Below are 14520 nucleotides of genomic sequence, written 5' to 3' on the forward strand. Positions count from 1 at the left end.
GCGACGAGGGCTTTGGTGGCTATCTCGCTTTTACACCACTTGACTGGACACTACCAATCGGCGCGTTTCGCACGCCAGGCAAGCTCCCACAGGAACGGTGCATGCTATTGCCGCCAACACACCATCCTAGTCGCACAACGCCATGCCCCCTCCTAAACCCCTGAGTTCCCGGAAATAAACGAGCAAACCCCCTCGCACAACCTAAACTTTCAGTGGCGGTAGATCGCTCGGTCTGCTTTTGGCAAGTTCCTGAGACAAAGGAGAAACACCATGCTCGAGACCATTGCCATCATTCTGGTTGTCCTCTGGCTGCTGGGGTTCGTCACCTCCTACACCATGGGCGGGTTCATCCACATCCTGCTGGTCATCGCGGTCATCGTGATCGTGATTCGTCTGATTCAAGGACGACGCTTATGACGATGCCGAGGTAGTTGCTTCCAGGGGCGACCGGGCAGCGTGAACGGCCTGCGCCCCTTGCATCCCTTCGCTCTCTCCTGCGCGCCCCACGGCCAGCGGGCTAAAGGCTTTACGTGGCCATTTTGGCCAACCGACGAGCCATCTCACCGCCACACAATTCGAACCTGGCGCCCCAGGACACCTGCGCCTTGCCTTGTTGCCGCTGGATTTAGGGAAATTTCAACGAGGTTCGTGTGGCATGACGTGGCGTCGACCCGCCCCGTCCACTACCCAGTCACACACCAAAGAAAATGCCCACCGACCGGTGGGCATCGTCCATCGTGGTCCCAGCGGAAACCGTCGCTCGATCAGGCGGGGGCGACCTCGACGTCCCGCTCCTTCTCGGTCACACGCTCGTCGGCACGAATCGTCCGATAGAAGTTGTACGCCATCAGCACGAAGCCCACGAGGAAGATCGCCCCGCCCAGCGCACGCACCACGTACGGGATATGCAGGAAGGCCACGGTCTCGACGAAGGTGTAGGCCAGGTTGCCGTACTGGTCGAAGGCGCGAAGCATCAGCCCCTGCCCCACACCGGCGACCCAGAGCGCAACGATGTAGAGCACGATCCCGATGGTGGCCAACCAGAAGTGGGTGAACACCAGACGCGTCGAGTACAGCGGCTTGCCCCAGAGCCTGGGCACGAGGTGATAGAACGAGCCGATGGTGATCATCGCCACCCAGCCGAGCGCGCCGGAGTGGACGTGGCCGATGGTCCAGTCGGTGTAATGCGACAGGGCGTTGACCGATTTCAGCGACAGCATCGGCCCCTCGAAGGTGGACATGCCGTAGAAGGCCAGCGCGGTGACCAGGAACAGGATGATCGGATCGGTGCGCAATTTCTCCCACGCCCCGGAGAGCGTCATGATGCCGTTGATCATCCCGCCCCAGGACGGCAGCAGCAGGAGGATCGAGAAGGCGGCGGCGAGCGTGGAGACCCAGTCGGGCAGCGCCGTCCAGTGCAGGTGGTGCGCGCCGACCCACATGTACAGGAACGACAGCGCCCAGAAGTGCACGATCGACAGGCGATACGAATACACGGGACGGCCAGCCTGCTTGGGCACGAAGTAGTACATCATGCCGAGAAAGCCGACCGTCAGGATGAAGCCCACCACGTTGTGCCCGTACCACCACTGCGTCATCGCGTCCTGTGTGCCGCCAAACACCGAGTAAGAGCCCCAGAGCGAGTACGGCACCTGCAGGTTGTTGAACAGGTGCAGGATCGCCGTGGCGAGGATGAAGGCGAGATAGAACCAGTTGGCGACGTAGATATGCGGTTGGCTACGGCGCAGGATGGTACCCAGGTAGATCACGAAGTACGCACTCCAGGCGATCAGGATCAACAGGTCGACCACCAGCGGAAACTCGGCGTATTCCCGGGACTGGCTGTACCCGGCGACCATGCTGGCCACGCCCACGATCAGGATGAACTGCCATAGCCAGAACAACGCATGGTGTAATGACGGGCTGCCCCACAGCCGGGCCTGGCAGGTGCGCTGGACCACGTAGAACGAGGTGGCGATCAGCGCGTTGCCACCAAAACCGAAGATCACCAGGTTGGTGTGCACCGGGCGCAGTCGACCGAAGGTGATCTCGGCAATCCCTCCGTTGAGCCACGGCCAGGCCAACTCACTGGCGATGTACACCCCCGCCAGCATGCCGATCACGCCCCAGACGATCGAGGCGACGGTAAACCACTTGATCAGGTCGTATTCGTAGGTCTGTCGACCGGCGGTAATGGCCCCGCCTGATGAATCGGCATTCGTGACAGTCGCCATGGTGGAACCTCCCTTCAATCAACAAGTTCAAATAGATAGCAGTGCCATATAGGTATGTCAAATGCATATTTCCAGATCCGCGGGGAAAATGAATCGGGTTGATGTGGAGCACTTCCCATGCTGCCGGCGGCTTCCGCAGACGCTGCTCGAAACTCGCGCCTCTCGATTGCCAGCCGCGATTCGGCTTTCTCGGCAAGGTCCCACAACAATGGTGCGGTGATCGTGTGAAATCACCTTGGATATCGCGTCTTAAGGCGCTCGGGCACTCGGTTTCCCACGGGGCCTTCGGATCGACCAGCCCAAATCCGCTATGGTGGGATCAATCTCGAAGAACCCATGACCCGTCACAGACAGACTCCATGAACAAACTTCAGCTTCTCTACGGTCGCCTGCTGGGCGATGTCGGCACCGTCTTCTATCTCTCGGTGGTGATCATCGCCGGCTTCGTCACGGTCGCCGCGCTCTTTCCGGACGACGTCGAGCGGATCGCCAACCAGGTGCTGGATTACACCGCCAACAAGATGGGCTGGATGTACCTGCTGGCGACCAGCGGGTTCGTGATCTTCATCCTGTTCCTGGGGCTGTCGAAGTACGGCAATATCCGGCTGGGGCCAGACGACGAGCCGCCGGAATTCAGCTACGGAAGTTGGCTTGCCATGATCTTCTCCGGCGGCATGGGCGTGGGCCTGGTCTTCTGGGGCGTGGCCGAACCGATGATGCACTTCAACGAGCCGCCGCTCGGTATCGCCGAACCGCGGACGGCCGAAGCAGCGCAGACGGGCATGCGCTACGCCTTCTTCCACTGGGGGTTGCACCAGTGGGCGAACTTCGCGCTAGTGGGGCTAGCGATCGCCTACATCCGCTTTCGCCACAACGCGCGGGGTCTGATCAGCGAGACCTTCCGCCCCATCCTGGGCAATCGGGTCGACAGCGGCTGGGGCGTGGCCATCGATACGCTCGCCGTGGTCTCGACCATCTTCGGGGTCGCCACCACGCTGGGCCTGGGGGCCCTGCAGATCAACAGCGGCATCGCGCGCTTCGAGGGGGTCGAGTACGGCACCACCACGCAGATGATGATCATCGCCGGGCTGGGCGTGCTGTTCACGCTATCGGCGATGACGCCACTCAAGCACGGCATCCGCTATCTCTCGAATCTGAACATTATCCTGGCGATCGGGCTGTTCACCTACGTGATCGTGCTCGGGCCGACGGCGTTCATCTTCCAGGAGTTCACCCAGACGATGGGCGAATACCTGGGCAATATCGTGCAGATGAGCCTGGTGACCACGCCCTACTCCAGCGAGCACTGGGTCGAGCAGTGGACGATGTTCTATTGGGCGTGGGGGCTGTCGTGGGCACCGTTTGTGGGCTCGTTTATCGCGCGGATCTCGCGCGGGCGGACCATCCGCGAGTTCGTGCTGGGCGTGATGGTCGTGCCGGTGGGCCTGAGCATGCTGTGGTTCGCCGCCTTCGGTGGCAGCGCGATCTACATGGAGCTCTACGAGGCGGCCGGCATCGCCGATGCAGTGGCCCGCGAGGTGCCCGCCGGGCTGTACACCACGCTGGAACAACTGCCCTGGGGCACCTACGCGGGACTGCTGGCGATCACGCTGGTGAGCGTGTTCGTGATCACCTCGGCGGATTCGGCCACCTTCGTGTTGGGCATGTTCACCTCGAAGGGTGTGCTCAACCCGACGCGTTTCGTGCGCGTGCTCTGGGGCATGCTGCAGCTGTCGATGGCGGTGGTACTGCTCCTGAGCGGCGGGCTCGAGGGCCTGCGCACGGTCTCGATCGTCGCCGCTTTCCCCTTCATGCTGCTGATGGTGCTGATGGCCTTCGCCCTTCACCGCGACCTGACCCAGGAGTTCTGGCAACGCGAGGAGAAGGAGCGACTCATTCGCCAACGGATCGAGAACCTGCTGCTACGCGAATCCGAACGCGAGGCCGAACGCGAGGCCGCCGAGGAGGTCCACCCCTCCGCGCCCGACACGGTGCTCGGACCGGAGGAACCGCCTCGCACCGGGCTCGGCGAGCATACCGAGGCACCCGAGTCGGACCCGCCTGCACCGCGCAAGTCGGATTGATCTCACACAGCCCCGCTTGCTGGCAACGAGAGAGCGGCCCGCTATTGGCAAAGCCGGGCCGCTTTCGTGGCAATCAGGCGCCCGACCAACGGGTCAGGTTGGTGGCTGGTAGCGACAGGACCGGTTGCGCCCGCCCGCCTTGGCTTCGTACATGGCCGAATCCGCCTGCTTGAGCAGCGTCTCGTCGTCGGCCTCGTTGGCCTGCGGATAGAAGGTATAGCCGATGCTCGCGGTGACCTGCAGCGTTGCCCCGTCGATGTGGCGTTCGCGAGCCGCGGCCTCGACCAGGCGTGCAATGATCGGCTCGGCATCCGATGCCTGTTCCAGGCCACCAAGGATGATCACGAATTCGTCCCCACTGATCCGCGCCAGGGTATCGGTCTCACGCAGTTGCGTTCCGAGATCTCTCGCCACATCGATCAGGAGCTTGTCACCCATGTCATGACCGTGCACGTCGTTGACCGCCTTGAAGCCATCCAGGTCGAGGAAGGCCAGCGCCAACATGCCGTGACCACGACGTGCCGTCGCCATCGACTGGCGCAACCGGTCGGCCATCAGGACCCGGTTGGGCAGGCCGGTCAGCGCGTCGTGGTTGGCGCGGTGCTCGAGCTCGCTCTGGTATTTCTTGATGTCGGTGATGTCGGAGGCCAGCGCAATGTAGTTGCGTGGCCGCCCCTCGGCATCGTGGACCAGGCTGATGGTCAGGCGCTCGGCGAACAGCTCGCCGTTCTTGTGCCGGTTCCAGAGCTCGCCGCTCCAGTAGCCGGCCGAGCGCAGCCGCTTTCGCATGTGGCGATAGAACTCGCCGTCATGTTTGCCCGACTGCAGGAATTTCGGCGTGTGCCCGATGACCTCGTCGCGCCGCCAGCCGGTCATCTCGGTGAAGGCGGCATTGACGTCGATGATCCGTGCGTCGAGATCCGTGATCAGGATCGCCTCGCGGGCATGCACGAACACCGAGGCGGCGAGCTGGAGATCCTGCTCCATCTGCTTGCGGGCGGTGATGTCCTGGTGCGTGCCCCACATGCGCAGGGGTTTGCCGTCGGCGTCCCATTCCAGGATGCGGCCACGATCAAGCACCCAGATCCAGTGCCCCTCGCGGTGCCGCATGCGCACCTCGACCTCGTAATAGTCCTTCTCTCGATGGAAACAAGCCTGCAGCGCGCTTGCCGAGTGTGCCAGGTCATCGGGATGCGCGAAGCGCTCCCATGTGCCGATGGTGGTGGGTTCGAGCTCGGACAACTCGTAACCGACCATCTCCGCCCAACGTTGGTTGAAGACGGTTTCGCCGGTCTGGATGTTCCATTCCCAGGTGCCGACGTTGGTCCCCTCGATCACGTTGCGCAACCGCTCACGTTCACGCTCCAATGACTTCTCGGCCCGTTCGCGCTCGGTGATGTCATGCACGATCACGAACATCCGTCCGCCATCGGGATGGTCGTTCATCGGCGTGACGTGTACCTCGACACGGCGCTCTTCGCCCGAACGCAGGCGGTGGGTATGCAGGTGACAATGACCGCCGACCACCCCGCTTCGACAAACCGCGTCGAACTGCTGGCAGCGGTGCGCCCAAAGCCGGTCGACCGGGTGACCGATCAACTCCTCGCGTGGCCAGCCATAGAAACCCGCCGCGGCCTCGTTGGCATCCAGTATTTCGCCGTTGTCGAAGTCGACCAACAACAGCACCGACGCGTTGTCCTCGAAAAATCGCCGGAAACGCTCCTCGCTGCGACGCAGAGCAACTTGCCGGAAAACCAGCGCGACCGACAGCAGCGCCACCATCAGCAACGCCGTGGCCAGCAACACCAGTTCATTGCGATGCTGCGCCCAGATATCGGTCCAGGTGATCTCATCCATGCCGTCGAAGGGCGGCAAACGCAATTCCCGTGTGACCCGTTCGACCGGCAGGTAGTCGGCCGGTGGCCCGAAGCCGGCGATACCGGCCGTCTGCGCGGCCGGATCATCAACATCGAGACTGAACAACGCCGCGGCGATCTGCCGCTCCAGAGCGAGCCCGACATGCGGCATGGTCACCAATGGCCATTCGGGATACAGACGGGTCGAGACGAGATAGGGATAGTCGCCCAGGTGCTGACGGTTGATCACCTTGAGCGCACGCGGCCCGATATGACCGCGATCAATCAGGTCCTGCAACACGCCAGTGCGAATAAAGCCGACCTCGGCCTCCCGGTCGAGCACGGCGCGCACCACGGCGTCATGGTTGCCGAGGAAACGAAACGAGGCGGTATCCCTGAGGTCGAAACCCGCCTCGAGTGCCTCAAATAGTGGTGCCTGGTAGCCACCAAGAAACCGCTCGCCCGGCGCGGCGATCACGCGACCGGTAAGGTCGGCGAGCTCATTGATCGCCTCGGCATCGCGTCGGGCGATGATCACCCCGCCCAGGCTACGGGTGCTGCGACCTCGGTGCTGGGTCACCAAGGTGCCAAGCACACCGGACAGCGCATTCTCGCTGCGGACCAGCTCGTAGTGCGTCGGCGTGGTAAGCAGGAGATCGATTTCGTTGCGCTGGATCGCCCGATCGAGGTCATCCAGATCGAGCACGCGCATTTCGAAGTCGACCGAGTCGACCGAGGCATCCAGGTAATCGACCAACGGACCGAATCGCAACTCCATCAAGGGAACGGGCCGCACGGCGAAGATCCCCAGTACCAGCCGCTCGTTGGGCGCGGCCAGCGTGAGAAGCGGCGTGCTGGTCAAGAGGATCAGCGCGGCCCAGCGCAGGAGACGGCCGAACGGACGGCCACGGCCGATAGATCGACACCGCTCCCGGCGGTTGTGGGGCCGTTCAGCCGGCACGGGCATGACTCCGGGGCAGGAAGGCATCGCTGTACCAGCCATTGCCCAGCCCGTTGCCTGCCGCAAGCCGTCGCTCGAGTTCGGCTGCCGCGACGGTCAGTCGCGAGCCGGGACTGAGGTACCGCTGGTTGGCCCGCCGATCCGGCAGGAGCACACCGCCCAGCGCCCGGCGTGCATCCGCCGGGGTGACGGATTCCACGTCGGCAATCCGGTAGAGAGCGTCCTGGCGATTGAAGCGCAGGTGCTCGAGGGCACGGAAATGCGCATCGACCAGGCCCAACAACGTGTGTTCGACATGATCGATGCAATCACGGCGCACGGCGAGCACATCGAAAATGGTGTCGGGAAAGTCACGGCTGTCGGCCATCAGCACCGCGCCGGCACGCCGCAGCTGGGACACCGTGGGTTCGTAGCTGACCACGGCATCCACTTCGGCCGCCTCCCAGGCGGCGAGATGACGGTCGGCCGGTACGTCGACCACGGTCACCTGCTCTCGGGTCAATTCGGCCTTCTCGAGCACCCGGTCAAGCAGCATCGCCCCAACAGCCGAACCCTCCGCCCCGATTCGTTTGCCCTCGAGTTGCTCCAATCGCTTGATCGACTCGTGCACCACCAAGGCATCCGCTCCGGCCGAGACGTTGAACACCATCACCACGACCAGGTCCATGCCTTGCAGGCGCGCGCGAATCACCTCGTCGAGTGTCAGCGCGGCGGCATCGGCCTCGTGTTTCTGCAGGGCGGCAAGCGATTCGGAGGCAGACTGGCGACGAGTCAACCGGGCCGCATCCGGCAGCCAATTGAACCGCTCGGCCAGATAGAGGGTCTCGTAGCCGATCCACGGGTGGTAGGAGACGCGCAGCGGATCGTCCTGCCGACACCCGCCAAGAAACGGGAGCATTCCCGAGACGCCAAGGGCAAGCGGGGCCAGGGTGAGAAAACGACGACGATCCATGTGAGGCAAGGTCCTTTCTGACCGGCAACGGGCCATAACGGCAGGTGGGCATACGCCAAAACCGATTCACTATATCAACCGGGCGGGCCGCGGCAACCCGTAGCGAACTAAGCATTTGACTGGCTCATCATTTTTCTTTCGAAAGCCATTCGCCAACAGGGAATTTATCGACCAACGCCAGCCAAGCGGTTGCGTCTCGCAGCCATCGCCGCACCAAGACAACCTGCCAACACAAAAAACCCACGCCAAAAGACGTGGGTTGGTCGTCTGGAACTGGGAGGTGAATTACGGCTCGACGGTGGTAAGCCCGAGCGTGTGCCATACCTGCATCCCGCCCCGATACCAATAGATCTTGTCGGCCGGGTAGCCCATGCTCACCAGCGCCTTGATGTTGGTGGGCGACTGACCGCACCAGGGACCATTGCAGAACAGCACCAGCTTCTTGGCCTGGCGAAAATCGAACAGGCCGTCCTCCTTCTTTACGCCGAACTCGTCGAGCAGCAGGGTTTCGGCCACGAACGGGTCGTAGCTGGAGGATCCAGGATAGAGCTTGGTCCACGGGATGTTGACCGCACTGGGGATGGTGCCCTTCTCGAACCAGTCCGGCGTGCGCGAATCGATCAACAAGAACTCGTCTTCGCCCTTGGCGCGGGCGTCGAGCATTTCGAGGAGCTCGATTTCACCAATCGTATGCACGCCCGGCAGCAACTGCATGGGCTGGACACAGAACGGCGGGCATTCCCGGCTGGTCTGTTGGTAGTCCTCGGCGATGCGGTTGTCGGGATCCTGGTTCCGCTTGATCTCGACCTTTTCGCCTTCGTGCGTCACGGTGACGGATTCGAGGTCAGAGGTGACCTTGACCTTCATTTCCTCGGCGCCCACCACGCCGGCGGCAGCGAGCAGTGTCGCCCCGATCAACCAGGTTGGTTGTTTCATGGTCTACCTCCCATTCGTTTGAATCTTAAGGGAGTCTAGGCCGCGTTCCCCTACCCTGCAGGCGGATTCATGCGGATTGCGGGATGCGGCGCACCGTCTCGCCACGACCGATGCCGTAGTAGTGCCAGCCCGCCGCCTTCAGGCGCTCGGGGTCGTAGAGATTGCGGCCATCGACGATCAACGGTTCGGCGAGCGACTCGCGCATCAGCTCGAAGTCCGGCGCGCGGAAGGCCTTCCACTCGGTGCAGATCACCAGGGCATCGGCGCCCTTGAGTGCGGCATCGCGCGTGCCCACCAGGGAGAGATCGTCACGCTGGCCGTAGATGCGCTGGGTTTCCTCCATGGCCTCGGGGTCGAAGGCTTGGACCTTCGCGCCGGCAGCCCAGAGCGACTCCATCAGGGTGCGCGACGGCGCCTCGCGCATGTCGTCGGTGTTGGGCTTGAAGGCCAGTCCCCACAGGGCGAAGGTCTTGCCGGCCAACGCCTCGACGCTGCCGTAGTGCGCCACCAGCATCTCGAACGGGCGGTGCTTCTGGCGACGGTTGACCGCCTCGACGGCATCGAGCAGCAGCGGCTCGTGGTCAACCGAACGGGCGATGCGCGAGAGCGCCTGCACGTCCTTGGGGAAACACGAGCCGCCGTAGCCACAGCCGGGATAGATGAAGTGATAGCCGATGCGCGGGTCCGAGCCGATCCCCAGGCGTACGTTCTCGATATCGGCGCCGAGCCGTTCGGCCAGGTTGGCCAGCTCGTTCATGAAGCTGATCTTGGTCGCGAGCATGGCATTGGCTGCGTACTTGGTCAGCTCGGCCGAGCGCAGGTCCATCACGATCACGCGGTCGTGGTTGCGGTTGAACGGCGCGTAGAGCTCGCGCATCACCGCCTCGCTGTGCGGGTCGCTGGTGCCGACGATGATGCGATCGGGTTTCATGAAGTCATTGACCGCCGCCCCTTCCTTGAGGAATTCGGGGTTGGAGACCACGTCGAAGCCAAGCTCTACGCCACGCCGGGTGAGCGTCTCGCTGACCACCTCGCGCACCTGGTCCCCGGTACCCACCGGCACGGTCGACTTGTCGATGATGATCTTGGGCGCATCCATGTGCTCGGCGATGGTGGCAGCCACGGCGCGCACGTATTGGAGGTCGGCCGAGCCGTCCTCGTCCGGCGGCGTGCCGACGGCAATGAACTGCAGTTCACCGAAGGCCACCCCCTGCGCGGCGTCGGTGGTGAAGTGCAGCCGCCCCTGCTCGTGGTTTTCGCGCACGATCGGCTCGAGACCGGGTTCGTAGATCGGGATGATGCCGTCGTTCAGGCGCGCGATCTTGTCCGGGTCAACGTCGACGCAGGTAACCTCGTGGCCCACCTCGGCCAGGCAGGCGCCCGTGACCAGGCCGACGTAGCCGGTACCGAAAATCGTGACCTTCATGTGTCGTTCGTTCCTTCTTCGTTGATCTCGCCGGCGGCCTCGATCACCGCGCGCACCTCGAGGAACAGTGCCCGGCTGGCCTTGCCGTACTCTTCGCGTTCGGATTCGGCCCGGGCGCCGCGTTGAAGTTGGCGCAGGTGTTGTACGTCCACGGCCGGGTAGCTATCCACGAACCGCGTGATGGCCTTCAAGTCCTCGATCAGGGCATCGCGCCAGGCCTCGGCCTGCATCTGGCGACGCTGGTTTTCCGGCGAGTGCGGATCGAGCCGGTTGAGCGCCGCCTCGATCGCCTCGACGTCCTCTTCGCGCATCAGGCGTCCGATGTACTGGCGCTGACGCTTGGCGGCACCGCGCGAACGCGTCGCCTTGAGCTTCTCGATGCCATCGCGCAACCGGTCCGTGATCGGCAGGCGGTCGAGGGCATCGGCATCCAGTTCGGCCAAGCTGACGCCCAGCGCCTGGGCGGCGTGCGCCTCGCGCTTGAACTGGGACTTGCTCGGGCCGAAGTCTTCCTCGTCGTGCGCCTCCGACGATTCGGGCGGCAGGTTGTGCTCGGACATGATCGCTCCCGGCGTGGGCCCACGGTCGCCGAATTGCATGGCGCATCGAAGCGCAAGCGCGGCCAACCGTGACCCTCTGTGACGTTAAAGCCGCGATTCTACCCAATTCCAGGCACTAGGCGGCGCCGATTGGCCAACCACCACTGCAAGAGAAACTGGCAGTCAGCCGTTACGCGGAGATGACTCGAACGGGTTGAGCTTCCAGATCCGCGCATTGAGCATGGCGGCGAAGGCCACCCAGAACCAGTACGGAATCAAGAGCGTGGCGGCAAGGGTACTGACCTGGGAGAACAGCACGACGGTGAGACTGAGCACCATCCACAACAGCAGGATGTCCACCAACCCGGCCACGATGCGCCGACGACCGAAGAACAGCCACGACCAGGCGGCGTTGAACAGCAGTTGTAGCACATAGAGGATCAGCCCGGCGGTGCGGGCGGTCGACTCGTCGGCCATGAACACCCGCCAGGCGGCCACCGCCATCAGCAGATAAAGCACCGCCCAGGCGATCGGAAAGACCTTGTTCGGCGGTGTCCAGGAGGGCTTGGCCAGGGCGCGGTACCAGCCATCGGGACGAAAGATGCCGCCGGTCAGGGCCGTCAGCGCAACCAGAACGATTGATCCCATCAGGACCGCGATGGATTCGAGCATCAGAGCTTCCCCTTCACACGTCGGAATGGGGTGAGCCTAGTCGGCCTGGCAACGAGATGCCGGCACCACCCGTCGGGCTGACGCGTCAGCTCGCCGCCTTGGGCGCAAACAGTTCGGCCACCAGCTCGGTGGCGTAACTGCCAGGCGGCAGAGAAAAGGCCAGTTCGACCCGGTCGCCCTCGACCCGATAGTCGAGATCGGTGATCCGAACCGTCAGGGGGCGGCGATCGGCAACCACACGCCAGTCGGCAAGCCAGCGACGCCAGGTCTCCTCACCGAAGCGCGCCAGCATTCCGTCGGCCAGGGCCGTCTCTTGCTCAGCGACCGATCCGCCCGCCTGCGACGGCCCCTCACCCCAGAGCGGACCGGTGGGGGTGACATCCCCCTGTTCGAGACGCGCCTGCAGGGCATCAAGCTCGTCGAGGTCGGCAAGGAAACGACTGCGCGATCCGGCCAGTTGCAGCAGGTCACCGGGCACGACGCGACCGACCGTGCCGGCCGCGATGCGCTCGGCAAGCACGTGATCGAAGATCGACGATCGCAGGGTGGAAAGCAGCCAGTTGCGGGCCTGGCGCTTGGGGCGCCCCGTCCGGATGCCCTGCCCCCACTCGACCAACCCGCGCAGGTTGCCGAACTGGCGACCGTAACGCTGTTCGCCGAAGTAATTGGCCATACCCCGCGAGGCCAGTCCCGGCGCACGTTCGGCAAGATATGCCGATAGTTCGGCGTCCGTATTCGCGTTGACCGGTTCGACGTGGTCGAGCTGCAAGCGAAAGCGGTTGGCGCGATGGGTGCCGCGGCGCAGCTTGCGATCGTGGCGATCGATCTCGAGGAGGCCGATGCGCTCTTCCTGGCACGCCCGTTCGAATGCCTCAGGGTCGAAGGACTCGTGTGGAATGCTCAACCACTGCGTGGTGACCGCCTGTCGATCCTTGAGACCGGAAAAGCCGATGTCGCGGGCACGCGTACCGGTCACCTTCGCCATCCAGTCGACCAGCGCCCCGGTGGTCATATCACGCTTCTCCAGCCGCAGCAGCCAGTGATTGCCGGCGCCACTGGGCGCAAAGCCCAGGTCTTCGTCGACCCGGAACGACTCGGGGGTCTGCTTGATCGCCGCCTGCCACAACGGCACGCCGGTCAGGCGCGGGCGAGCCGATCCCGGCGCGCCCGACCAGTCGAGAGGTGGATCAACGGGTGGGTTGCGGGTTATCTCGGACTCACTCATCGACAAGCGAGGCCGTCCACTCGATCGTCTCGCCACTCAAGAACGGCACCACCACATCCCCGCCGCAGTCGAGCGGGTCCGTTACGGCCTGGGGCTTTCGCTGCAGGCGCAGCCGGCGCTCGTTGGCCGGCAAGCCGTAGAAGCGTGGGCCGTTGAGGCTGGTGAACGCCTCAAGCCGATCGAGCGCACCCAGCTGGTCGAATACCTGGGCGTAGAGCTCGGTAGCCACCGGCGCGGTGAATGCGCCGGCACAGCCACAGGCGGATTCCTTGGCACCCTTGGGATGCGGTGCGCTGTCGGTGCCCATGAAGAATTTGCCCGACGGGTCGACCGCCGCTTCCAGCAGCGCCTCGCGATGCTTTTCACGCTTGAGGATCGGCAGGCAGTAGTAGTGCGGGCGAATCCCGCCGGCCAGCATCGCGTTGCGATTGAACATCAGGTGGTGTGCGGTGATGGTTGCCCCGAGACGATCCCCCTGGGAACGCACGAAGGCCACCGCCTGGGCGGTGGTGATGTGCTCCATCACAACACGCAGCTTGGGGTAGCGTTCGAGCATGGGCGCAAGCACCCGCTCGATGAACACCGCCTCGCGGTCGAAGATGTCGACCGCCGGGTCGACCACCTCGCCGTGCACGCACAACGGGAGGCCGGTGCGTTCCAGCGCCGCGAGCACCGATTCGATCGCCAGCGGATCGGTCACCCCGTTTTCGGAATTGGTGGTCGCCCCGGCCGGATAGAGTTTCACGGCGTGGATGTGCGGATCGGCCGCGGCCTGCTCGATCTCGGCGGCCGTGGTGCGGTCGGTGAGATAAAGCGTCATCAAGGGCTCGAAACCGCTGTCCGGACCTACGGCGGCCAGGATGCGGTCGCGGTAGGCCCGGGCCTCGGCCACGCTGGTCACGGGCGGCACCAGGTTGGGCATGATGATCGCGCGGCCGCACTGGCGCGCGGAGTAGCCGGCGACGGCGTCGAGCATCGCCCCGTCGCGCAGGTGCAGGTGCCAGTCGTCAGGCTGGCGAATGATCAGTTCATCCACGGACAATCCTTAATGGGATCAATGGGTTTCAATGGCTTGTTCGAGTGCATTGAGGAATCCTTACCAGGAAATGTAGGCGTAGCCATCTTCCTGGTATTCCATCAGCGCCGCGGCACCGACCTGCTCGATGCGGGCGAACTCCCGGATGTCGTCCTCGCTGTAGCCGACGGTGTCCATCGTGTTGCCGCAGGCGATCCACTCGACGTCGTAGTTCTTGGCGAACCCCTCGACGCGGGCATAGATCTCCTCGTCGACTTCGCGCTTGGGCTCCTTGGCCAGGATGTGGATGCCCTTGGCGAAGCAGGCCACGGCGATCTTCACGTTGCCGCCGTACTTGCCGATCATGGCGTTCATCGAGTTGAGCACGTGGGTCTGGTATTCCACGTCGCCGTGGTTGAGCTGGTAGATGACCTTGTGTGCCGGCTCGTCACCCGGAAAGAACAACTCCTCGTCGCCTGCGCCCTCCTGGCCGTCCTGGGCGTGTGCGCGGCCCAGGCCGAACGCGGCGCCGGCACCGGCCATGGCGGTCATGAAACGGCGTCGATTCTTGAGAAAATCCTGCATACATCCACCTCTCTAACCAACAAGCCCCGTCGAGT

The 14520-nt window shown here is 63.8% G+C and carries 12 protein-coding genes; 2 read left to right on the forward strand and 10 right to left on the reverse strand.

Features of this window, described 5'->3' with window-relative positions:
• Positions 1-270: 270 nt before the first annotated feature.
• Entirely contained in the window at positions 271-417 is a 147-nt protein-coding gene (locus D5687_RS09260; RefSeq protein ID WP_125199495.1) for a lmo0937 family membrane protein, read from the forward strand.
• A 347-nt stretch (positions 418-764) separates the two neighbouring features.
• Here D5687_RS09260 and ccoN read toward each other — a convergent pair whose 3' ends face one another.
• Positions 765-2234, reverse strand: a complete 1470-nt coding sequence (gene ccoN / locus D5687_RS09265) for a cytochrome-c oxidase, cbb3-type subunit I (protein ID WP_125199496.1) — start codon at positions 2232-2234, stop codon at positions 765-767.
• A 359-nt stretch (positions 2235-2593) separates the two neighbouring features.
• Between ccoN and D5687_RS09270 the strand changes: the two genes are divergently transcribed.
• A complete protein-coding gene (locus D5687_RS09270) occupies positions 2594-4318 on the forward strand; it encodes a BCCT family transporter (RefSeq protein ID WP_125199497.1) in 1725 nt (574 codons plus the stop codon).
• Between the two features lie 93 nt (positions 4319-4411).
• Here D5687_RS09270 and D5687_RS09275 read toward each other — a convergent pair whose 3' ends face one another.
• The 9 genes from D5687_RS09275 to D5687_RS09315 form a co-directional block, all read right to left on the reverse strand.
• Positions 4412-7135 carry a PAS domain S-box protein gene (locus D5687_RS09275; protein ID WP_158611837.1) on the reverse strand — a complete coding sequence of 908 codons (2724 nt, stop codon included), beginning with the start codon at positions 7133-7135 and terminating at the stop codon, positions 4412-4414.
• A complete protein-coding gene (locus D5687_RS09280) occupies positions 7125-8087 on the reverse strand; it encodes an ABC transporter substrate-binding protein (RefSeq protein WP_158611838.1) in 963 nt (320 codons plus the stop codon). The genes D5687_RS09275 and D5687_RS09280 overlap by 11 nt, the downstream gene beginning before the upstream one ends.
• Before the next feature lie 285 nt (positions 8088-8372).
• Positions 8373-9023 carry a rhodanese-like domain-containing protein gene (locus D5687_RS09285; RefSeq protein WP_125199500.1) on the reverse strand — a complete coding sequence of 217 codons (651 nt, stop codon included), beginning with the start codon at positions 9021-9023 and terminating at the stop codon, positions 8373-8375.
• Between the two features lie 67 nt (positions 9024-9090).
• A complete protein-coding gene (locus D5687_RS09290) occupies positions 9091-10449 on the reverse strand; it encodes a UDP-glucose/GDP-mannose dehydrogenase family protein (RefSeq protein WP_125199501.1) in 1359 nt (452 codons plus the stop codon).
• On the reverse strand, positions 10446-11009 hold the full coding sequence (gene yjgA / locus D5687_RS09295) for a ribosome biogenesis factor YjgA (RefSeq protein ID WP_158611839.1): 564 nt from the start codon (positions 11007-11009) through the stop codon (positions 10446-10448). Before yjgA ends, D5687_RS09290 begins: the two co-directional genes overlap by 4 nt.
• 162 nt (positions 11010-11171) lie before the next feature.
• On the reverse strand, positions 11172-11660 hold the full coding sequence (locus D5687_RS09300; protein ID WP_125199503.1) for a TspO/MBR family protein: 489 nt from the start codon (positions 11658-11660) through the stop codon (positions 11172-11174).
• Positions 11661-11745: 85 nt separating this feature from the next.
• A complete protein-coding gene (gene truD, locus D5687_RS09305; protein WP_125199504.1) occupies positions 11746-12885 on the reverse strand; it encodes a tRNA pseudouridine(13) synthase TruD in 1140 nt (379 codons plus the stop codon).
• Positions 12878-13921, reverse strand: coding sequence for a dihydroorotase (pyrC, locus tag D5687_RS09310; RefSeq protein ID WP_125199505.1), 1044 nt, complete (start codon positions 13919-13921; stop codon positions 12878-12880). Before pyrC ends, truD begins: the two co-directional genes overlap by 8 nt.
• Positions 13922-13981: 60 nt before the next feature.
• A complete protein-coding gene (locus tag D5687_RS09315; RefSeq protein WP_125199506.1) occupies positions 13982-14485 on the reverse strand; it encodes a DsrE family protein in 504 nt (167 codons plus the stop codon).
• Positions 14486-14520 lie beyond the last annotated feature (35 nt).

Source organism: Guyparkeria sp. SCN-R1, from assembly GCF_003932495.1.
Lineage (GTDB): Bacteria > Pseudomonadota > Gammaproteobacteria > Halothiobacillales > Halothiobacillaceae > Guyparkeria.

Bases quoted from the DNA above. Each gene is read 5' to 3' on its own strand.
- D5687_RS09260 (WP_125199495.1), top strand. From the start codon at position 271: ATGCTCGAGACCATTGCCATCATTCTGGTTGTCCTCTGGCTGCTGGGG.
- ccoN (WP_125199496.1), bottom strand. From the start codon at position 2,234: ATGGCGACTGTCACGAATGCCGATTCATCAGGCGGGGCCATTACCGCC.
- D5687_RS09270 (WP_125199497.1), top strand. From the start codon at position 2,594: ATGAACAAACTTCAGCTTCTCTACGGTCGCCTGCTGGGCGATGTCGGC.
- D5687_RS09280 (WP_158611838.1), bottom strand. From the start codon at position 8,087: ATGGATCGTCGTCGTTTTCTCACCCTGGCCCCGCTTGCCCTTGGCGTC.
- D5687_RS09285 (WP_125199500.1), bottom strand. From the start codon at position 9,023: ATGAAACAACCAACCTGGTTGATCGGGGCGACACTGCTCGCTGCCGCC.
- D5687_RS09290 (WP_125199501.1), bottom strand. From the start codon at position 10,449: ATGAAGGTCACGATTTTCGGTACCGGCTACGTCGGCCTGGTCACGGGC.
- yjgA (WP_158611839.1), bottom strand. From the start codon at position 11,009: ATGTCCGAGCACAACCTGCCGCCCGAATCGTCGGAGGCGCACGACGAG.
- D5687_RS09300 (WP_125199503.1), bottom strand. From the start codon at position 11,660: ATGCTCGAATCCATCGCGGTCCTGATGGGATCAATCGTTCTGGTTGCG.
- truD (WP_125199504.1), bottom strand. From the start codon at position 12,885: ATGAGTGAGTCCGAGATAACCCGCAACCCACCCGTTGATCCACCTCTC.
- D5687_RS09315 (WP_125199506.1), bottom strand. From the start codon at position 14,485: ATGCAGGATTTTCTCAAGAATCGACGCCGTTTCATGACCGCCATGGCC.